This is a genomic window from Variovorax sp. RTB1 (genome assembly GCF_035018765.1).
Classification (GTDB): Bacteria; Pseudomonadota; Gammaproteobacteria; order Burkholderiales; family Burkholderiaceae_C; genus Variovorax.
In genome coordinates this window covers 26,832-47,222 of record NZ_JASJXG010000001.1, presented here as the reverse complement: position 1 = coordinate 47,222, position 20,391 = coordinate 26,832, and the positions used below count along the sequence as shown (strand labels likewise).

The 20,391-nt window shown below is 64.7% G+C and carries 17 protein-coding genes; 13 read left to right on the top strand and 4 right to left on the bottom strand.

The annotated features are described in order from the left end of the window. The first annotated feature begins 15 nt into the window (after window positions 1-15). A complete protein-coding gene (gene creB, locus QN397_RS00205) occupies window positions 16-861 on the top strand; it encodes a two-component system response regulator CreB (protein ID WP_323499712.1) in 846 nt (281 codons plus the stop codon). A 4-nt stretch (window positions 862-865) separates the two neighbouring features. Further along, on the top strand, window positions 866-2,341 hold the full coding sequence (gene creC / locus QN397_RS00200) for a two-component system sensor histidine kinase CreC (protein WP_323499711.1): 1,476 nt from the start codon (window positions 866-868) through the stop codon (window positions 2,339-2,341). Here the strand turns inward: creC and QN397_RS00195 are convergent. After that, on the bottom strand, window positions 2,334-4,673 hold the full coding sequence (locus QN397_RS00195) for a penicillin-binding protein 1A (protein WP_323499710.1): 2,340 nt from the start codon (window positions 4,671-4,673) through the stop codon (window positions 2,334-2,336). The two genes, creC and QN397_RS00195, sit on opposite strands and share 8 nt — an antisense overlap. Before the next feature lie 43 nt (window positions 4,674-4,716). Then, complete coding sequence (gene creD, locus QN397_RS00190) at window positions 4,717-6,114, bottom strand: cell envelope integrity protein CreD (protein WP_323499709.1); 1,398 nt, start codon at window positions 6,112-6,114, stop codon at window positions 4,717-4,719. Between the two features lie 207 nt (window positions 6,115-6,321). On the opposite strand from creD, the gene QN397_RS00185 reads away from it, so the two are divergent. The 9 genes from QN397_RS00185 (at window position 6,322) to QN397_RS00145 (ending at window position 16,665) form a co-directional block, all read left to right on the top strand. Further along, entirely contained in the window at window positions 6,322-8,445 is a 2,124-nt protein-coding gene (locus QN397_RS00185) for a VIT and vWA domain-containing protein (protein WP_323499708.1), read from the top strand. A gap of 19 nt (window positions 8,446-8,464) precedes the next feature. Then, window positions 8,465-9,376 (top strand): exosortase Q, encoded by a 912-nt coding sequence (xrtQ, locus tag QN397_RS00180; RefSeq protein ID WP_323499707.1) that lies wholly within the window; start codon window positions 8,465-8,467, stop codon window positions 9,374-9,376. Continuing rightward, complete coding sequence (locus tag QN397_RS00175) at window positions 9,357-9,971, top strand: hypothetical protein (protein WP_323499706.1); 615 nt, start codon at window positions 9,357-9,359, stop codon at window positions 9,969-9,971. The genes xrtQ and QN397_RS00175 overlap by 20 nt, the downstream gene beginning before the upstream one ends. A 31-nt stretch (window positions 9,972-10,002) precedes the next feature. Further along, window positions 10,003-11,268 (top strand): biosynthetic peptidoglycan transglycosylase, encoded by a 1,266-nt coding sequence (locus tag QN397_RS00170; RefSeq protein ID WP_323499705.1) that lies wholly within the window; start codon window positions 10,003-10,005, stop codon window positions 11,266-11,268. 197 nt (window positions 11,269-11,465) lie between these two features. After that, window positions 11,466-12,602 carry an ABC transporter ATP-binding protein gene (locus tag QN397_RS00165; RefSeq protein ID WP_323499704.1) on the top strand — a complete coding sequence of 379 codons (1,137 nt, stop codon included), beginning with the start codon at window positions 11,466-11,468 and terminating at the stop codon, window positions 12,600-12,602. A 103-nt stretch (window positions 12,603-12,705) separates the two neighbouring features. After that, a complete protein-coding gene (locus QN397_RS00160) occupies window positions 12,706-13,989 on the top strand; it encodes a PotD/PotF family extracellular solute-binding protein (protein WP_323496787.1) in 1,284 nt (427 codons plus the stop codon). Window positions 13,990-14,080: 91 nt separating this feature from the next. Further along, entirely contained in the window at window positions 14,081-14,998 is a 918-nt protein-coding gene (locus QN397_RS00155) for an ABC transporter permease (RefSeq protein WP_323499703.1), read from the top strand. A gap of 4 nt (window positions 14,999-15,002) precedes the next feature. Beyond that, on the top strand, window positions 15,003-15,893 hold the full coding sequence (locus QN397_RS00150; protein WP_323496785.1) for an ABC transporter permease: 891 nt from the start codon (window positions 15,003-15,005) through the stop codon (window positions 15,891-15,893). Between the two features lie 37 nt (window positions 15,894-15,930). Then, a complete protein-coding gene (locus tag QN397_RS00145) occupies window positions 15,931-16,665 on the top strand; it encodes an aspartate/glutamate racemase family protein (RefSeq protein ID WP_323499702.1) in 735 nt (244 codons plus the stop codon). A 27-nt stretch (window positions 16,666-16,692) separates the two neighbouring features. On the opposite strand, the gene QN397_RS00140 is transcribed toward QN397_RS00145, so the two are convergent. Continuing rightward, window positions 16,693-17,514: a ferritin-like domain-containing protein gene (locus QN397_RS00140; RefSeq protein WP_323499701.1), complete on the bottom strand. Its 822-nt coding sequence runs from the start codon at window positions 17,512-17,514 to the stop codon at window positions 16,693-16,695. A 201-nt stretch (window positions 17,515-17,715) separates the two neighbouring features. On the opposite strand from QN397_RS00140, the gene QN397_RS00135 reads away from it, so the two are divergent. Together QN397_RS00135 and QN397_RS00130 are read left to right on the top strand one after the other, a co-directional pair. Continuing rightward, window positions 17,716-19,062, top strand: a complete 1,347-nt coding sequence (locus QN397_RS00135) for a carotenoid oxygenase family protein (protein WP_323499700.1) — start codon at window positions 17,716-17,718, stop codon at window positions 19,060-19,062. A 145-nt stretch (window positions 19,063-19,207) separates the two neighbouring features. Beyond that, on the top strand, window positions 19,208-19,795 hold the full coding sequence (locus tag QN397_RS00130) for a Spy/CpxP family protein refolding chaperone (RefSeq protein ID WP_323499699.1): 588 nt from the start codon (window positions 19,208-19,210) through the stop codon (window positions 19,793-19,795). A 104-nt stretch (window positions 19,796-19,899) separates the two neighbouring features. Here QN397_RS00130 and QN397_RS00125 read toward each other — a convergent pair whose 3' ends face one another. Beyond that, window positions 19,900-20,325 carry a serine/threonine protein kinase gene (locus QN397_RS00125; protein WP_323499698.1) on the bottom strand — a complete coding sequence of 142 codons (426 nt, stop codon included), beginning with the start codon at window positions 20,323-20,325 and terminating at the stop codon, window positions 19,900-19,902. Between the last annotated feature and the right edge of the window lie 66 nt (window positions 20,326-20,391).

Sequence of the window (20,391 nt, the reverse complement as noted above, 5' to 3'; positions counted from 1 at the left end):
GCTACGATGCCGGGCATGTCGTCCCCGCATCCGCCACCGATTCCAGCGCCGCCATCAGCGTCATCCAAACTCCGCATCCTGATCGCGGAAGACGAATCGGGCATTGCCGACACGCTGCAGTACGTGCTCAAGTCCGATGGCTTCGAGCCGGTGTGGTGTGCCACGGCGCAACAAGCCATCGCGCAATTCACCGCGCAGCCGCCCGCCCTGGCGATCCTCGACATTGGCCTGCCCGACCTCAACGGCTTCGAGCTCTTCAAGCGGTTGCAGGCCATCACGCAAAGCACCGGCGCGCCGGAAGTGCCGATGATTTTCCTGACCGCGCGCAGCGACGAGATCGACCGCGTGGTCGGGCTCGAATTGGGTGCCGACGACTACATCGCCAAACCTTTTTCGCCACGCGAACTGGTGGCGCGGGTGCGGACCGTGTTGCGGCGCAGCGTGCGGCATGTGGGCGCTGCGCCAACGGCCAACACGCCAGCCGCTCCTCTTGCACCGACTATTGCACCGACCATCGCATCGCCCGCAGCGATTGCGCCTGTCGTTGTAGGCACGACACCTTTCGCGCTCGACGCCGAGCGCATGCAGATCCGCTACTACGGGCGCCCGCTCGAACTCTCGCGCTACGAGTACGGCCTGCTGCGCCTGCTGGTGCAGCGGCCCGGCCGCGTCTTCACGCGCGACGAGCTGCTGCAGCACGTGTGGGACGACGCCAGCGACAGCTTCGACCGCACGGTCGATGCGCACGTCAAGACCTTGCGTGCCAAGCTCAAGGCCATCGCGCCCGACGTCGAGCCGATCCGCACGCTGCGCGGCACCGGCTATGCGCTGAACGAAGACCTGCCGCCAACACCGGTTTGAGCGCGTGAGCCGGAGAACCCGCATCTTCATCGGCGTCCTGCTGATCTACAGCGCAGGCATCGCGTTCCTGCTGTATCGCGTGGTGCTCGACATCGATCCACGCTACCGCGAGTCGGCCGAAGAGTCGCTGGTCGACACCACGCAACTCATGGCCAGCATGATCGAGCAGGACGTCATCGCCGGCGCCATCAACCCCGCACGTCTCGACCCGATTTTCAAGTCGGTCTACGCGCGCGAGTTCTCCGCGCAGATCTACAACCTGCACAAGAGTCGCGTCGAGTTGCGCGCCTACGTGACCGACCGCAACGGCCGCGTGCTGTTCGATTCGCTCGGGCGCAACCAGGGCGCCGACTACTCGCAATGGAACGACGTGACCCAATCGCTCGCCGGCCTCTACGGCGCCCGCACTTCACGCGACGTCGAGAGCGATCCGCGCACCTCGGTGATGTACGTCGGCGCGCCGATCCGCTGGAACAACGAGATCGTGGGCGTCGTCAGCCTTGGCAAGCCGGTGCAGAGCTTCGGCCAGTTCATCGAAGACGCGCGGGCGCGCACCTTGTGGGTCGGTGCCGGATCGGCCGCGGCGCTGCTGCTCTTCACGCTCATCCTCTCGGTGTGGCTGGTGCGACCCTTCGGCCTCACCGCCGACTACATCGCATGGCTGCGCACGCAGCGCGGCTTTCATCCGGTGCGCATGGTGCGGCGGGCCATCGTCATGGTGCGCGGCGCGTTCGGAGAAATGCGCGACGCCCTCACCGGCCGCAACTACGTCGCCGACTACGTTCAGACCTTCACCCACGAGATCAAGAGCCCGCTCTCGGCGATTCGCGGTGCAGCCGAGCTGATGCAGGAAAGCAGCATGCCCGAGGCCGAACGCGAGCGCTTCCTCGGCAACATCGCGCAAGAGACCGAGCGCATCCAGCAGATCGTCGACCGCATGATGGAGCTCACCGCGCTGGAGACACGGCGCGTGCTGGACCGTACCGAGCCGGTCGCGCTCGGCGTGCTGCTGCGCGAAGTCGCCGACAGCGCACGCACGAGCGCCGCGGCGCGCGGCATCACCGTGCGTGTCGATGGTCCGCGTGAAGACCTCGGCGAGTTGTATTGCGATGGCGATCGATTCCTGCTGCAACAAGCCGTGAGCAATCTGCTCGCGAACGCGATCGACTTTTCACCCGATGCAGGCGAGGTCACGCTGGCGCTGCGTGTGGCAAGCCGCAACGCCATCGTCACGGTGCGCGATCACGGGGCGGGCATTCCCGACTACGCGCAATCCAAGGTGTTCGAGAAGTTCTATTCGCTGGCGCGCCCGCACACGCTGAAGAAGAGCACCGGACTGGGGCTGGCCTTCGTGAAGGAAATCGCTGCACTGCACAGCGGGCGCATCGAGTTGGCGAATGCGAAGGGCGCCGGGGCAGTGGCGACGTTGACGTTGCCGCTGTCTTATCTGGCGAGGGATACGAATCGGCTCGTCACTTGAACATATCCAGAATCCGATTGCGCTCCTCTACCGGCGCGACCGGCGCCACCTGCTCCCCGGCCAACGTCTCCACCGGCACCACCGGCGCCGCATCCAGTCCCAGGCTCGCCACGCCTCGCCCCGGCCCGTAGTCGTCGAAGAACACCTCGCCGTCCGCATGCATCAGACCGGCGGGCTCCGGCACTTCGGCGACCTTCACGCCCTTGAGCGCGGCCTGCATGTAGCCGACCCAGATCGGCAGGCTCAGGCTGCCGCCGGTCTCGCCGCGCACACCCAGCTTGCGCGGCGTGTCGTAGCCGACCCAGGCGATGCCGACCATCGTCGGCTGGAACGCCGCGAACCAAGTGTCGACCGAATCGTTGGTCGTGCCCGTCTTACCGTAGATGTCGTCGCGCTTCAGTGCCTGATAGGCCTTGGCGCCGGTGCCGCCTTTCATCACGCTCTGCAGCAAGCTGTCCATCAGATAGGCATTGCGCTCCGGAATGGCGCGGTTGCTTTCGTCGAGCACCGGCGGCGTCACTTCACTGAGCACCTTGCCATCGCGATCGGTGACGCGCATCACCAGATGCGGATCGACACGGTGGCCACCGTTGGCGAACACCGAGTAGGCCGTCGCCATCTGCATCGGTGTCACCGAGCCCGCACCCAGACCCATCGGCAAGTACGCCGGATGCTTGTCCTTGTCGAAGCCGAAGCGCGTGATCCAGTCTTGCGCGTACTCCGTGCCGATCGACTGCAGCACACGGATCGTCACCAGGTTCTTCGACTCCTGCAGCGCATGCCGCAACGACATGGGACCGTCGTAGGTGCCTTCGAAATTCTTCGGCTCCCACGGCTGGCCGCCGGTGGTGGCCGCATCGAAGAAGAGCGGCGCATCGTTGACCACGGTCGCCGGCGTAAAACCTTTCTCGAGTGCGGCTGAATAGATGAAGGGCTTGAAGCTCGAGCCTGGCTGGCGCCACGCCTGCGTCACGCGGTTCATCTTGCTCTTGCCGAAGTCGAAGCCACCGACCATCGCCTTGATCGCGCCATCGCGTGGATCGACTGCGACGAACGCACCTTCGACCTCGGGCAGCTGCGCCATCTCCCACGTGTTGCGTGGCGTCTTCATGACGCGGATCACCGCGCCGCGACGCACCTTGATGTTGGGGCCGGCCTTGTCGGAAAGACCGAGCTGGCCGAGACGCAGGCCATCGCCCGTGATCTGCAGAATGTCACCGTTGCCGCGCACCGCAGTCACCAATTTCGGCGCCGCAGTGAGCACCACGGCGGACATCACGTCGTCGTTGTCCGGGTGATCGGCCAATGCGTCGTCGACTGCATCGTCGAGCGCCTTGGGGTCGTCCGGCAAGTCGGCGAAGGCCTCGGGGCCGCGGTAAGTCTGGCGTCGCTCGTAGTCCATGATGCCCTTGCGCAACGAGCGGTACGCCGCCTGCTGGTCGGCCGCCACCAGCGTGGTCTGCACCGACAGGCCGCGCGTGTAGATGCTGTCGCCGTACTGCGCGTACATGAGCTGGCGCACGGTCTCGGCCACGTATTCGGCGTGCGGCCGGTTCGGGTCCGACGCATCGCGCAGATGCAGCGGCTCCTGCCTCGCCTCATCGGCCTGTGCAGCGGTGATGAAGCCGGTGTCCTTCATGCGGTCGATCACATGGAGCTGCCGCGCGCGCGCGCGCGTCGGGCTATTGATTGGGTTGGCGGTGCCGGGCGACTTCGGCAGGCCGGCCAGCATCGCGGCTTCGGCCACCGTGATGTCCTGCAAGGGCTTGCCGAAATAGACCTCCGACGCGGCCGCGAAGCCATAGGCCCGGTTGCCGAGGTAGATCTGGTTCAGGTAGATCTCGAGGATCTGGTCCTTGCTCAATCGACTCTCGAGCTTGAAGGCGAGCAGCGCCTCATAGACCTTGCGGCTCAACGTGCGTTCGGAGCTCAGATAGACGTTGCGCGCCACCTGCTGCGTGATGGTGGAAGCGCCCTGGCGCATGCCGCCTCGTAGATTGGCTAGCACCGCGCGCATCAGGCCGAGCGAATCGACGCCGCCGTGCTCGTAGAAGCGCGCGTCTTCCACCGCGAGCACGGCCTCTTTCATCGACTTGGGAATAGACGCGATCGGCGTCAGCGTGCGTCGCTCTTCACCGAATTCACCGATCAAGGTGCCTTCGGCCGAGAAGATGCGCAGCGGCAACTTGGGTCGGTAATCGGACAACGACGACACATCCGGCAGCTTGGGATAGATCACGGCCAGCGCGACACCGCCAACGAGCAGCAGCGACACCACGCCAGCCGCCGCGGTAACGGCAGTCCATTTCAAAAGCTTGCGAATCGGAACCATGCGAACCTCAATATCTGAATAAATGTGTCGACGCGGCCAGACGTCACGGAGCGCTGGTGTCCAGCTGGCCCGTTGTTGCGTTCGACAGCGCGTACCAGTCGACCTTGCGCGTCGCCAGCATCAGTACCGCCAGCATGCCGAACACCATCAAGGCGCCGAGCAATAACGCATTGCTCTCGGAAGCGAGCAGCCCGTACAGCGCGCCATACAACAGCGCCACGAAGGCAGCGAAAGAAGCGCCGCGCCACCAGCCGCCGAGCACCGAGCTGAAGTACACGGCGAGCAGTGACACGCTTGCTGTCGCAGCAACAGAATAGGCCTGCCAGAACAGGAGCTTTTCAGACAGCGCCAGCAGCAGCAGGAAGAACAGCGCGATCGAAAGGCCGACCAGACCGTATTGCACAGGATGGAGCCGCAACTTGCGAAAAAGTTCGAACATGAAGCCGGCCATCAGCACGAGTCCGACGAAAAGCGCTCCGTACTTTACGGCTCTTGTCGACATCGCGTAGACGTTGAGCGGCTCTGCCAGCGTCACGTCGAAAGTTTCCAACGCGTTGCCCTGGGGCCCGCCCACACCAGAGCGCACCTGCTCGCGCGCCGCGCTCACCAGCGAAGAAACGCGCCAGTGTGCGTCGAAGCCCTGAGGCGTCACGCTGCGCTCCGATGCCAGAAAACGTCCACCGAAGCTCGGCGCGGCCCATGGCGAGGTGATATGCGCAGTCGTGTCGTCGGCGATCGGCGCGATGGACAGCGTCTCTTGCCCGACCAAGCCAAGCTTCAAAGTAAAGGGTAGCGCTTCTCTCGCGCTCCACGCTTTCAACGCGCCACCGGCCAGCGGCGCATGAATACCGCCAGCGAGCCATGCATCTTTTTTGCCAAGGCCCGGAACGCGCTGCATGAAGCGCAGCCTTTCGCCAGCCAGCGTAAGCGCCGGTGAGCCATCGAGGCCACGCAAATCGCTGACGCCGAGAGCGAGGTATGGCGTGCCCGCTTCAATCGTGGACCCGGTTTCGCTGCGCGGGATCGACGCTGGATCGAAGGCGGCAAAACGCCCTTCCATCCCGGCATTGAAGGTATAGAACAGCACGTTGAAGATGCCGCGATAGCGCTGCTGCGGCGCCATGGTGCCTTCGATGCGAAGTGTCTCTGGAAACACCATGTGCGTGAGCGCTTTGGTCTTCCCTACAGTGCCCGTTACGTTGCCGGCGCTGTTGCGCTGTTCCTCGGACCAGCGCTCGGTGTACGGGACGATGAGCAGCGGCGCGACCAGCGTCTGCGGACCGGCGTAGGTCTGTCCGAGCTCTTCTGCTGCTTCCCGTCGACTGCCACCGCGCTCGTTGATCAGCGATCCGATCTCGGCCAGCGGGATGCACAACAACAATGTCAGCAGCACGAGCACGCCGATCTTGAACAGCACTGAATTGCGAAGGTTCTTGAACATTTTTTCCTCTTCCTGAATGTGGAACGACCCGATGCTCGCCTCGCCATCCGAAGTCCGTGTGAAGTGCGTCGACAGCGTCACTTCACACAGACTTCACACCGGGCGTGCGGCCGTCGAAGTCACCGCGCGAAGGCTTCATTGCGGCTTCTCTTTCGGCTCCGACATTCGACTCCGTGCACCGTTGCACGCACCGGAGAAGAAGCTGTCATGGACACCTGCCACAACCTAAACAACAACAACAGCGCATCGACCCGTCCGGGCCGCTGGCTCTGGGCGACCACAGTGGGCCTCGCTACGCTGGGCTTCGTCGCCCTCGGCATGCGGCCATTGCATGCCCAGGAAGCACCCGGCCCGCGCCTCAAAACCGAGAGCCCGTATTTCTTCGTGAAGAGCGACGACCCGTCGGTCGACCGCCTGCCGCTGAAGGGCACTGAAGTCAAAGTGCACATAACGGGCGTCATCGCCGACGTCACGGTCACGCAGCACTACCGCAACGAAGGCCAGCGCGCCATCGAAGCCAAGTATGTGTTCCCCGGCTCGACCAAGGCGGCGGTGAACGGTCTCAACGTGCGGCTGGCCGATCGCCTCATCACCGCGCAGATCCGCGAGAAGCAGCAGGCGCAGATCGAGTACGACACCGCAAAGAAAGAAGGCAAGACGGCCGCGCTGCTCGAACAGCATCTGCCCAACGTGTTCCAGATGAGCGTCGCCAACATCCTGCCGGGCGACGACATTCAGGTCGAGCTGCACTACACCGAGTTGCTGGTGCCGCAGTCCGGTAACTACCAGTTCGTCTTTCCGACGGTGGTCGGCCCGCGCTACAACAGCCCGCAGTCGTCGCAGGCCAACGCGAGCTGGGTCGCGCAACCGGTGTTGCGTGCGGCCGTGCCGCCGGGCACGACCTTCGCCATGAAGGTGGCGATCGACACGCCGATGGGCATCAAGGAAGTGCGTTCGCGCACGCATGGCATCGACGTGAAGAAGGGCGATGCAGACAAACACGCGGACGTCATCTTGACGCAAAGTGCAGAGCCGGCGGACAACCGCGACTTCGTGCTGGACTACCGCCTGGCCGGCGAAAAGATCGAGTCGGGCCTGATGCTCTTCAAGGGCCAAGGCGGCGAAGGTGGCGGGACGGCGGAGAACTTCTTCCTCGCGATGGTCGAGCCGCCCAAATCGGTCGCGGCCACCACCATCACGCCACGCGACTACATCTTCGTGGTCGACATCTCGGGTTCGATGCACGGCTTTCCGCTCGACACGGCCAAGGTCGTGCTGCGCGAACTCATCGGCGGGCTGCGCACCAGCGACACCTTCAATGTGCTCCTGTTCTCAGGCAGCAACACGATGCTTTCGCCGCACTCGGTGCCGGCCACGCGCGCCAACATCGAGCAGGCGCTCGCGACCATCCAGAACTACAGCGGCAGCGGCAGCACCGAGCTCATCCCCGCGCTGAAGCGCGTCTACGCCGAGGCCAAGCAGCCCGACGTGTCGCGCACCGTGGTGGTCATCACCGACGGCTATGTGACGGTCGAACGCGAGGCTTTCGAGCTGGTGCGCAAGAACCTCTCGCAAGCCAACGTGTTCGCCTTCGGCATCGGCTCATCGGTCAACCGCGGCCTGATGGAAGGCATTGCGCGGGCGGGCATGGGCGAACCTTTCATCATCACCGACCCCATTCAGGCGACCGAGGAGGCTGCGCGCTTTCGCCGCATGGTCGAGTCGCCGGTGCTGACGAGCGTGAAGGCAAAGTTCGAAGGAATCGATGTGTACGACGTCGAGCCGGCCGCACTGCCCGACGTGATGGGCGAGCGCCCGGTGATCGTGTTCGGCAAGTGGCGCGCGAACGTGGATGGTGGAGCGCCCAAGGGCCGCATCGTCATCGAAGGCCGCAGCGCCAACGGCCCGTACCGGCAGGAGCTGAAGGTCGACGGCGCCGTGCGTCAAGACACCGCCGCACTGCGCAGCCTGTGGGCCCGCCACCGCATCGCGTCTTTGAGCGACCAGGAGACGCTGGAAGGCGGCGACAGCTTCAAGCAGCGCATCACCGATCTCGGCCTGCAATACAGCCTGCTCACGCAGTACACCAGCTTCATCGCGGTCGACAAGGTGGTGCGCAACGTCGCGCCGCAAAACACGGTGGGCGTCAACCAGCCGGTGCCATTGCCCAAAGGCGTGAGCGAGCTGGCTGTCGGCGGCGCCACGCTCGGTGCCGAAGTGCCGAGCACACCGGAGCCAGAGACGCTCGGCGCCATCGCGGTGGTGCTGTCGATGCTCGCGATGTTGCGCCGCCGCGCGCGCCGGCACGACGACCGCCGCTTCACGGCTTGAACCGGATCGATCGAACACCATGACGCTCGCTCACCTCGCACAGCACCATCCCCGTTTCGTGGACTGGAGCATCCAAGTCGATCGACTGCCGGCCGCCGGCTGGCTCGCACTGCAGTTCGCTGCGCTCACGCCGACCTGGTGCTGGATGGTCATCCGCATGCGCGACGGCTCGGACGATCCGCTCGGCGCGCTCGCCCTGGCCTCGCTCGCTGTGCTGGTCTGGCATCTTCGACACCAACTGCGCGCGGCACCACGTCTCGGCTGGATCGCGCTGGCGACGGGCGGTACCTTGCTCGCCACCCTGGCGCGCAACGGTCTCGGCGTGGTGCCTGCTCTGCCGCCGCTCGCGGCCGGTCTGCTGGCCGTGCTGGCGCTGGCCTGCGGCCTCGTCGCCTTCCTGCCGAAGCGCGTCGCCGCGTTGCCGGTGGCAGGGCTCGCAGTGCTGGCACTGCCCCTGCTCTCGTCGCTACAGTTCTACGCGGGCTACCCGTTGCGCGTGGTCACGGCCGAAGCCAGCCGATGGTTGCTGATGCCGGGCTTCGAAGTGATGCGTGAAGGCAGCACGCTGCTGATCGATGGCCGCATGGTCATCGTCGACGCGCCCTGCTCCGGTGTGCAGATGGCCTGGCTCGGTTACTTCACCGCCTGCGCCGTCGCACTTTGGGCGCAGCGCACGGACAGGCAGTTCGCGACGCGGCTGCCCGTGGTCGGACTGCTGGTGCTGCTCGGCAACATCGTGCGCAATGCGGTGCTGGTGGCGTTCGAAGGTGCCGGGCACGCGCTGGCGCCCTGGGCGCACGACGCGTTCGGCTTGTTGCTGCTGGCGCTGGTCTGCGGTGGCATCGCCTGGGCCATGGCGAGTAGGACGGCCAAAGCCATCCCCGGCTTGATCACATCCCCAGGAGGCCGTCGTGTCGACACTGCTCTTTGACCGCTGGTTCGCCAATCGTTTCCTCCATCGCGCGGTGCACAAGAGCCTGTTCGGCGCGGCCATGCTGCTGTGTCTCGTGTGGAGCACTGCCGCCGGCCTGCCTGCCCCACCCGCCGCCCAACAGCCGGTAGCAGCCTTCCACGAATGGCCGCGCGAATGGGACGGCGTGCCGCTGCGCCCGCTGGCTTTGAGCGACGTCGAGCATCGCTTCGCCGACCGCTTTCCGGGCGCCATCGCGCGCATGACCGATGGCGAGCAGATGTTCGTGCTGCGGCAGGTCGAGGCGCCGACGCGCATGCTGCATCCCGCCGCCGATTGCTACCGTGCGCTGGGCTATCGCATCGTGCAGGCGCGGCTGGAACGTGATGCGCAAGAACGGCTGTGGCGCTGCTTCAACGCCCAGCGCGGTGCCACGCGCACTGCATCGAGCCACCCAAGCCAACAGGGACAAACCCTGCGTGTCTGCGAGCGCATCGTCGATGCGAAGGGCACTTCTTTCACCGACACTTCAGCCTGGTACTGGGCGGCGGCCAGCGGTCGCTCGACCGGGCCGTGGGAGGCCGTGACCGTCGCCCGCGTCACAAGACCGATGTAAGGTTATCGAATAAAGAGAGGGCGGAAATACCGTGAAGAAGACGCTGCGTTTCGTGCTGTTCGGGCTGCTGGCCCTGGTGATCACCACGTGTGTGGCGGCAGCGTTGATCGCGCGCTTTACCCTGGCACCGGCGGCAGGTGAGTGGCAGACGCGCATCAAGTTCGGTCCGGTCGATTTCGATGTCAGCGTGCCTTCGGCCATCCGCGTGGCGACGTCGCAGTGGTTCGCGCCGTGGCTCGACGGCCGCTCGCTCGACACGCGTTTCGGCACCGTGCATTTCGCCTGGAACGACAGCGTCGGCGCACTCGAACTGCGGTGTGCGCCGTGCAGTGCGTCGGTGCCAGCACTGGGCTCTGCACCGATCCGGCTGGACCGCCTGACCGCCACCGTGCGTCGAGATGGCAACGCGCTGGCCGGCACGCTCGAGGCAACACCTGCCGCCAATGCCGGGGCCACCGGCGTCACTCTTTTGCGCGGCAACTGGGACGGCCGCGTCACACCCAAGTCACTGCCCATCAACGTCGACCTGCCCGATGCGCCCATCGCACTCTGGTACGCGGTGCTCGCGCCGGCGTTGCCCGAGCTGCAACGTGCCCGCATTGGCGGCAGCGTGGCGATGCGCGGCCAGTTCACCCTCCCCGCCGGCACCTTCGCGCTGCAGCCGCGCATCGCGCAGTTCACTGTCGAAGGGCTCGGCACCGAAGCGATGCTCGGCGCCCGCACCAGTTGCGGCTCGCCCGCCAAACTGAGCAACGACAGTTGGCTGGCACGCGCCGTCATCGCCGCCGAAGATCAGCGCTTCTTCACCCACACAGGCTACGACCTGACCGAACTCACCGCTTCCATCGACAGCAACCAGAAGAGTGGCCACGTGGAGCGCGGCGGGAGCACGCTGACCCAGCAGCTGGCGCGACTGCTCGTCACCGGCAGCGACCGCACCGCCGAACGCAAGCTGCGCGAGCTGCTCTACGCCGTCGAGATGGAGCAGACCCTCGGCAAGGCGCGCATCCTCCAGCTGTACCTCGACAACGCACCCTGGGGCACCGACCTGTGCGGTGCCGACTCGGCCGCCAAACGCTACTTCAAGCGCAGCGCTGCCAAGCTCGAACCCGCCCAAGCCGTCTGGATGGCAGCCATGCTGAACAACCCGCAGGTCGCCGTCGAGAAATGGCAACGCGATGGCAGCATCGACGCCGCTCGCGCCGAGTGGGTCGCCGAAGGAGTGCGTGGCGTGACCCGTTTTCAGCGCGAGTCGCTGCTCAAGAATGTGGCCGCCGCCAAGTTCGCACCGCCCTGAATTGGGTTTCTTCCGCCGCTGTCGATGCACGGTTTGGGGCACCGATCACCTCGGGCTCCCGTCAGCTTGCGAATGCTTTGCGCTGCCGCTGCGCCCCATTTCGACGCCACTCGCGATCTTGCGGAATAACCTGGTGCACCAGTCATGTGCACAAGGCTCGCCGCACAACTGGCACATGTCTTGCACAACAGCACTCAATGGATGCTGTCACTGCCCTGCCGCCCGCGGCCGTCGAAATCGTCTCGCTGACCAAGCAATACGCTGCCGGCACGCCCGCCGCTGTCGACCAGATCGACCTGCGCATTGCCAGCGGGAGCTACTGCTGCTTGCTCGGCCCCTCAGGCTGCGGCAAGAGCACAACATTGCGCATGATCGCCGGCCACGAGTCCGTGTCGAGCGGCGACATCCTGCTGGACAACCGCAACATTACCGACTTGCCCGCCGCAGCCCGCGGCACGGCCATGATGTTTCAGAGCTTCGCGCTCTTTCCGCACCTCTCCGCGCTCGACAACGTCGCCTTCAGCCTGAAGATGAAGGGCATCGGCAAGGTGCAGCGCCATAAGCAGGCGCGCGACCTGCTGGAACGCGTGGCCATGGGTCATCTGGCCGAGCGCAAGCCCGCTGAACTCTCCGGCGGCCAGCAGCAACGCGTGGCGCTGGCGCGGGCGCTCATCACCGAACCGCGCGTGCTACTGCTCGACGAGCCACTCTCGGCACTCGACCCGTTCCTGCGCATCCAGATGCGCGCCGAGTTGCGCCGATGGCAAAAGGAACTGGGTCTGACCTTCATTCACGTCACGCATTCCCAGGAAGAAGCGATGGCACTGGCCGACACCATGGTCGTCATGAACCACGGGCTGATCGAACAGGTCGGCTCGCCGCACGATGTGTACAACCATCCGGCCAGCGAATTCGTCGCCCGCTTCATGGGAGGCCACAACGTGATCGACACGCCGAACGGGCCGATCGCGGTGCGCAACGACCACATGCTGATCACACCGGCCAGCGAGCCCATCCAAGGCGCGAACGCCGTGGCCGCGCAGATCACCGACGTGGAATACCAGGGCACCTATGTGCTGCTCGGCCTCGAGTTGCTGCAAGGCGCACCAGGCCGCAAGACCGTGTCGGTGTTGCTGGGCGAAGCGCCATTTCTGGCCCGTCCCTACGTGCAAGGCGAGCAGGTCACGCTGTCGTGGCATGAAGCCGATGCGCGCGTGCTCGGCCCCGGCGTCAAGCGGCCGTCGGAGCGCGGTGAACGCGGGGCGCCACCGTCTTCCAACGCGGCGCCGGCCGTCCGCGATGCGACCGAAGTGCTGACGGTCATTCCCGCCTGACGGCACGTCGGCAACGCTTCGACCACGCGTCCTCGACTCTTCCGATACCGCTCCCGATTCCTTCGATCCCGTTCTCTCAAACCACAAACCTGGAGGCCTCCTCATGTCCGACCCTATCGACAACTCTTCTGCCAATGGCGTCAAGCGCCGCGTCCTGCTGCAAGGCGGCGCGGGCATGGCCGGCATCCTTGCTGCGGGCGTCGCGCCCTTCGTGCACGCACAGGAAAAAATCGTGCTGCGCTACCTCGGTACGGCGGTCAACCAGGACAAGGCCATCGGCGAGAAGTTCAAGGCCGACACCGGCATCGAGATCCAGTATGTGGCCGTGACCACCGACGATGTCACCAAGCGCGCCGTGACCGCGCCTAACAGCTTCGACCTGATCGACACCGAATTCTTCTCGCTCAAGAAGATCGTGCCGACCGGCAACCTGAAGGGCATCGACGTCAAGAAAATCAAGAACGCCGACAAGATCACCGCGCTCTTCACCAAGGGCGAAGTGGCCGGCAAGAAGGTCGGTGACCAGGGCACCGCACCCAAGAAGGTGATCTACCTCGAAAGCGAAAAGTCGAAGAAATTCTCGACCACGCCGACGCAGTTCATGTCGCTCATCCCCACGGTCTACAACGCCGACACGCTGGGGATTCGCCCGGACCTCATCAAGCGCCCCATCACCTCATGGGCCGAGCTGCTGAACCCGGAGTTCAAGGGCAAGGCCGCCATTCTGAACATCCCGTCGATCGGCATCATGGACGCGGCCATGGTGGTGGAAGCCAAGGGCATCCACAAGTACGCCGACAAAGGCAACATGACCAAGGCCGAGATCGACCTGACCATCAAGACGCTGATCGAAGCCAAGAAGGCCGGTCAGTTCCGCGCACTGTGGAAAGACTTCAACGAGTCGGTCAACCTGATGGCCTCGGGCGAAGTGGTGATCCAGTCGATGTGGTCGCCGGCCGTCACGGCCGTGCGCACCAAGGGCATCGCCTGCAACTTCCAACCGCTGAAAGAAGGCTATCGCGCCTGGGCTGCCGGCTTCGGTCTGCCGGCCACCCTGAGCGGCAAGAAGCTCGACGGCGCCTACGAGTTCATCAACTGGTTCCTCGACGGCTGGGCCGGCGCGTACCTCAATCGTCAGGGCTACTACAGCGCCGTGCTCGACACCGCCAAGGCCAAGATGGAAGGCTACGAGTGGGCCTACTGGATGGAAGGCAAACCCGCTTCGCAAGACATCAAGAGCCCGAACGGCGATGTGCTGGCCAAGACCGGCGCCATCCGCGACGGCGGCAGTTATGAAGAACGCATGGGCGGCATCGCCTGCTGGAACGCGGTGATGGACGAGAACGAGTACATGGTCAAGAAGTGGAACGAGTTCGTAGCAGCCTGAACACTGTTGCTCGCCCCCAGGTCGCTGCGCACTGCGTGTCGCGACTCCCACCCCCTGACCGGGGGCGACACTCCTCTTCCAACATTGATTCATGAGCGCACCAGCAACTTCCGGTCACGCCGTATCCCTGCCCAGCCACACCGTGAAGGCATGGTGGCAGGCGGCGCCGTTCGCGCTGGTATTCCTGCTCTTCTTCTTGATTCCACTGGCGCTGATCGCGATGGTCAGCTTGTGGAATTTCAACGAATACGAGCTCATTCCTGCCATCTCGATTCGCAACTACATCAGCATCTTCGAAGGCTGCACGCACCTCACCGACAACGGTGATTACTGCGTCACGCTCAGCACCTACATCAGCACGCTCAAGTTCTGTCTGCTGGTCTGGGGCATCACGTTGCTCATCGGTTTTTCGGTCGCGTACTTTCTCGCGTTCCATGTGCGCTCGTCGACCATGCAGACGGTGCTGTTCGTGCTGTGCACGGTGCCTTTCTGGACCTCCAACGTCATCCGCATGATCTCGTGGGTTCCGCTGCTGGGTCGCAACGGCCTGGTCAACCAGGGACTGATGAGCCTGGGCGTGGTCCACGACCCGATCGAGTGGCTTCTGTTCTCCGATTTCTCGGTGGTGCTCGCTTTCGTGCACCTCTACACGATGTTCATGATCGTGCCGATTTTCAATTCGATGATGCGCATCGACCGCAGTCTGCTCGAAGCAGCCAGCGACGCCGGAGCGTCCGGCTGGCAGACGCTGTGGAACGTCATCGTTCCGCTGTCGCGCACCGGCATCCTCATCGGTTCGATCTTCGTCATCACCATCGTGATGGGCGACTTCGTGACCATCGGCGTGATGGGCGGCCAGCAGATCGCCTCCATCGGCAAGATCATCCAGGTACAGACCTCGTACCTGCAGTTCCCGCTCGCCGCAGCCAACGCGATGATCCTGCTGGCAGTCGTGCTCATGATCATCTGGGGTCTGACCCGGCTCGTCGACATCCGGAAGGAACTGTGACGCCATGAGCAACCGCATAGGCGAACAACGCTCCCCGGGCTTCTGGCCGCTGGCCATCGTCTTCGCGCTTTTCGTTGTCTTTTTATACGGCCCGATGATCACGATCTTCGTGCTCAGCTTCCAGGGGCCCGAAGGCGGCCTCACGTTCCCGCTGCGCGGTGTCTCCCTGCACTGGTTCTACAAACTCGCGGAAGGCCTCGGCACGGTAGACATCGGCGCAGCGTTCAGGCGCTCGCTCGCTCTCGGCGCCGTCGTCATGGCCTTCACCGTCGTACTGTCGGTTTTGGCAGGCCTCGCATTCCGCAAGAAGCTCACTGGCAGCAACGCCCTCTTCTTCATCACGGTGGCAAGTTTGATCATGCCGTCGATCATTATTTCGCTCGGCATCGGACTGCAGTTCCGCCTCATAGACACCGGCATCAAGGAAGCACTGACGGCACTCGGCGCAACCGACATGCTCGAGGGTTATGGCACAGCCCTCGGCCTCTTTACTTCGGCGCTCGGCGCGCACCTGACGTGGACCTTGCCCTTCGGCCTGCTCATCATGTTCGCCGTGTTCAACCGCTTCGACCCGGCTTACGAAGAAGCCGCGCGCGACCTCGGCGCCACGCCGTGGCAAGCCTTCAGGTTCGTCGTGTTGCCGCTCATCGGCCCTTCGATCGTCGGCATCGGCATGTTCGGCTTCACGCTCAGCTGGGACGAAATCGCACGCACCTCGCAGGCCATCGGCGACGTCAATACCCTGCCACTCGAACTGCAGGGACTGACCTCGACGGTGACGACGCCGTCGATCTATGCGCTCGGTACCGTGACCACCATCGTGTCGTTCGGAGTGATGGCGATCGCGCTCGGCTCGGCCGCGCTGCTGCGTCGACGTGCCGCGCGGCCCCGCTGACCCGAACGACACCAAGCGATCCGGGAACAACGCCGCGATGCCCAGCCTGCTCGTCATCAATCCGAACACCTCGGCGTCCGTCACCGCGCGGCTGCAGGGCCACGTGCAAGCCGCCGCCGGCCCGGCCTTGTCTGTGCACACGTTGACGGCGCGTTTCGGCGCACCCTACATCTCGGACGAAGCCAGCTACGCGGTCGCGAACCACGCAGTGCTCGACAGCTGGGCGGTGGCGCAAGCGCAAGGACTCAAGCCGGACGCGGTACTGATCGGGTGCTTCGGCGATCCCGGACTTTTTGCGTTGCGGGATGGCGCTGGCGTGCCGGTGGGCGGCCTGGCCGAGGCGTCTTTCACGGCCGCCGCGTGGCACGGGCGCTTCGCCATCGTGACCGGCGGCGACCGCTGGCGGCCGATGCTCTCGCGCCTGGCCAACGCGCTCGGCTACGGCCAGACGCTGGCTGGCATCCACACGGTAGCGCCCACCGGCGCGCAACTCGCCGCCGATCCGGTCGGCGCTCGCAAGCTGCTGGCCGAGGCCTGCTGCCAGGCCGCCGATCGGTTCAAGGCACAGGCTGTGATCCTCGGCGGCGCGGGCCTCGCAGGCATCGCCGCCGACATCGCAGCCCAAGTGCCGGTCCCGCTGGTAGACAGCGTCACTGCCGGTGCCGAATGGGCACTTGAAGCGCTGCGGAATCCAGGGGCACGCGATGTCTCGCCAGCCGGTTTCGGCGTCGCGTGGCAGAACGTATCCTGGGAACTCGAAGCCCTGCCTTGATGCGCGGGCGAGGTCAATGCCGCGGCGCTAGCGCAAGAACACGCGCTGCATGAACTGCTCGACTGGCCACTGAACGATGGCCTGCAAGGCCGGCGGCAGCGCCAGCGGGCGCATCAGCATCTTGAGCGTGGTGCCCGGTCGCAAATTGCGGCGGATGGTCGCGTTCATGCGCGCGCTGATCTGCTGCAGATAAGCCGAGTCTTCGGCACGCTCCGGCGCGTGCGACCTGGCCACGTGCCTGATCGCGCAGTCCGCGTCTTCGCTCTTCAGCTCCAGCGTGCGCCGGCCGACCGTCGCCAACACGCGTGCGCGACCCGGCGCTTCCTGCGCGCGATACCGCTTGAAGAAGCGATAGAAGTTCTTGTAGTGGCTGACCTCGTCGGCAGCGATGCGCTCAGCCAGCTCGTGCAATAACGGCTCGTTCGTGCTCTGGGCGAGAGCGCTGTAGTACGTCGCCGTGCCGGTCTCGACGACGCAGCGCGCCGCCAGCTCCAGCGCCCGCGTCGGCGCCAGCAGTTCGACCTTGCAGTAGGTCGCGTACTCAAGGAGGAACGCGTCGAAGGCCGGCTGCCACGCGAACTCAGGCCAGACGTGCTGGACATAGGCTCGCAAGGCACGCCCGTGCTTCAGCTCCTCCGGCTCCCAGCGATCGCGAAGCCAGTCGGCCACCTCGGTATCGCCACGGAAGAAGTCGATCAGGTTGTGCGTGTAGAGATCGGAGCCACTCTCTATGAAAGAGGCACAACTGATCAGATAAAAAAGGTTCTCGTCCTCGTGTACGTCGCCGAGCACGATGCGCGAGAAATCAAGATCCTCCGCTTCCCATCGAGCGGCTTCGTGCGCTGGCATGTGCGTTCCCTGACGTTGTTGATTCGACCCTTGCTTCATTCTTCGCCCGTTGCCCGATCCTCCCTGTAGGCGCGTGACCAATTCAACTTATGAATGAGTTAGGACGGCATGCCCCTAAAAAAGCAGACCGCCGATACGATGGCATCGCGCAGGCACAGAAAGCCCAGCGCCGCGATTTCCGCGAAGAACAGGAGCCTTCTCATGAACGAAGCGACCCCGCGCCACACCGCGGCGCCATCGAACCTGGCGCCGATCGATTTCGAGACCGAAGTCGGCCCGTTGCCCTTGCACGGGACATTGCCTGAAAGTCTGCGCGGCACGCTGGTCCGCAACGGTCCGAACCCGCGCGTGCCGGACGCCAAGGCCCATTGGTTTTCAGGCGACGGCATGCTCCACGCCTTTCACATCGCCGACGGCGCGGTGCACTACCGGAACCGCTGGATCAAAACGGGCCCGTCGGACGGCGTCGCCAACACCAATGTCATCGGCCACGCAGGCCGAGTGCTCGCGCTCGAAGAAGCACACCTGCCGGTCGTGATCGATCTGGCCACCCTCGACACGCTGGGCCCCACGGACTTCGACGGCGGCCTGCAGCACCGCGTCACCGCCCATCCCAAGACCGATCCGCGCACCGGCGAGCTGCTCTTCTTCGGCTACGGCACGCCCGAGTCGCTCTCCAGCGGCATGAGCTTCGGCACCGTCTCGCGCGAAGGCCACGTTACGCGGCGGGAACATTTCGAGGCGCCCTACGCGAGCATGGTCCACGACTTCGCGGTCAGTGCCGAGCACGTGATGTTCCCTGTCATGCCGCTCACCGCCAGCCGCGAGCGCGCCCAATCGGGCCGTCCGCCCTTCGCGTGGGAACCTGCGCACTGCACGCGCGTCGGCATGATGCCGCGCAACGGCAGCACCAAAGACCTGGTCTGGTGGTCGGGTCCGGCCTGCTACGTGTTCCATGTGATGAACGCGTGGGAAGCCGGCAACAGCGTGTTCGTCGACGTCATGCAGTTCGACCTGCCGCCGCTTTTTCCGTACCCGGACGGCTCGCCCGCCGGCGACAGCCGCACGCCCTCACGCCTCACCCGGTGGACCTTCGACCTCGACAACCCGGCCCACGAGTTCACGCAAACGGTGCTGGAAGAAACCCGCGGCGAATTCCCGCGAATGGACGAGCGCTTCGCCGGGTTTGCGTATCGCCACGGGTGGTTCGCCGGACACGTCGCGCTGGACGATGGCGAGGTGCGCATGTACGCGAGCGTCATCCATATCGACCACGCGACAGGGGCGCGCGACATGTTCACCTTCGATGCGCCCGACATGGTTTCCGAAGCCATCTTCGTGCCCCGCGCCGCTGATGCCGAAGAAGGCGATGGCTGGCTCCTGGCCACCGTGTGGCGCGGCCGTAGCAACACGAGCGACCTCGTCATCTTCGATGCGCAAGACGTCGCCAAGGGCCCGGTGTGCACCGCCGTCTTGCCGCATCGCGTGCCGGTAGGCTTTCACGGCAACTGGTTTCCGGAAGGATCGACCCGCCTGACGCACGATTGAGGCGGCCGCGGCCCAAATGATTCACTGAACAGTTCATTGAACTTTACGCAAGCTCACGCTGCGCTCACGGAATCGATACGGACGGCTTCCACACTTGCCCTCACCTGCTGCCCTTCGGTCGCAGGCTTCAAAAGGAAGCAACGTCATGATCAAACTCCGCCATCGTGTTCTCTGGGCCAGCATGCTGGCCACCGCTACGCTCGTCACTGCTGGAGCCTTCGCGCAACCGGCGCCATCGGCGCCGACGACTGCGCCCACTGCCTCCCCTGCTCAGGCTCCCGTCGGCAAAGCCGACCCCGCGGCCGACCATCGCCGCATGGACCACGGAGATCCTGCCAAGCGATTTGCCCGCATGCAGGAGCACCGGGCCAAACGCATGGCGGCATTGAAAGAAAAGCTCAAGCTCAGCCCGACGCAAGAAGGTGCCTGGACCAACTTCACCGCGTCGACGCAGCCCCCTGCAGGCCCACCACCGCAGCGGCCCGACCGCGCTGAGTTTGCCAAGCTGACAACGCCGCAGCGTCTCGAGCGCATGCAAGCCCGCCAGAGCGAGCGCACCGCCATGTTCGCGAAGCGGGCGGAAGCAACGAAGACCTTCTACGCGGGCCTGAATCCTGAACAGCAAAAAACCTTTGATGCGGAAACTGCGCACATGGGCCACGACGGTCACCGCGGTCACCACGGTCAGGGCGGCCCGGATGGCCATCGCCCGCCGCCTCCTGTCAAGGGATGAGCCATCCACGCTGAGTGCATAAAGGCTCAGCCTCGGCGTCCATAAAAAAGCCCGTAGCGCTCATCGCGCTACGGGCTTTTGTTTTGCCTCACGCCAGTGCCGAATTAATTCGGCGTACCGCCACCTGCAGCTGGATTGGTGGGAACGTCTGGACGTTCGACCTTGTCACCACGCACCGGCTTGGTCTTGCGCCCCGCCATGCTGACTTCCTTGCGGGACATGTCACCGGTCGCCTGCAGCGTCTCGTTGGGCTGCTTGGTCATCGAGCCCATCGTGCTCGCTTCGCCAGTTGGAATGGTCTTCGCGCGGTTGGCAGCGCGCGTCTCTGCCTTCACAGCTTCGCGCGACACCGGATCGGTGCCGTCAGGTCGCTGAGGCGGGTTGGTTGTGCCGTTCTTGAGCGAGATCGTGCTGCCTTCGCCGCCCTTGGACGGATTGGGTGCTGCAGGCTTGTCCTGGGCCATTGCGCTGATGCTGCCGACGCCCAACAAGGTGGCGGTGAGTACGGATAACAGACGTTGGTTTTTCATGGCGATGTCCTTTACTGAATTTCAGAATGGATGGATGAGCCCTTCCGCTCGAAAAGCTCTGGTTCC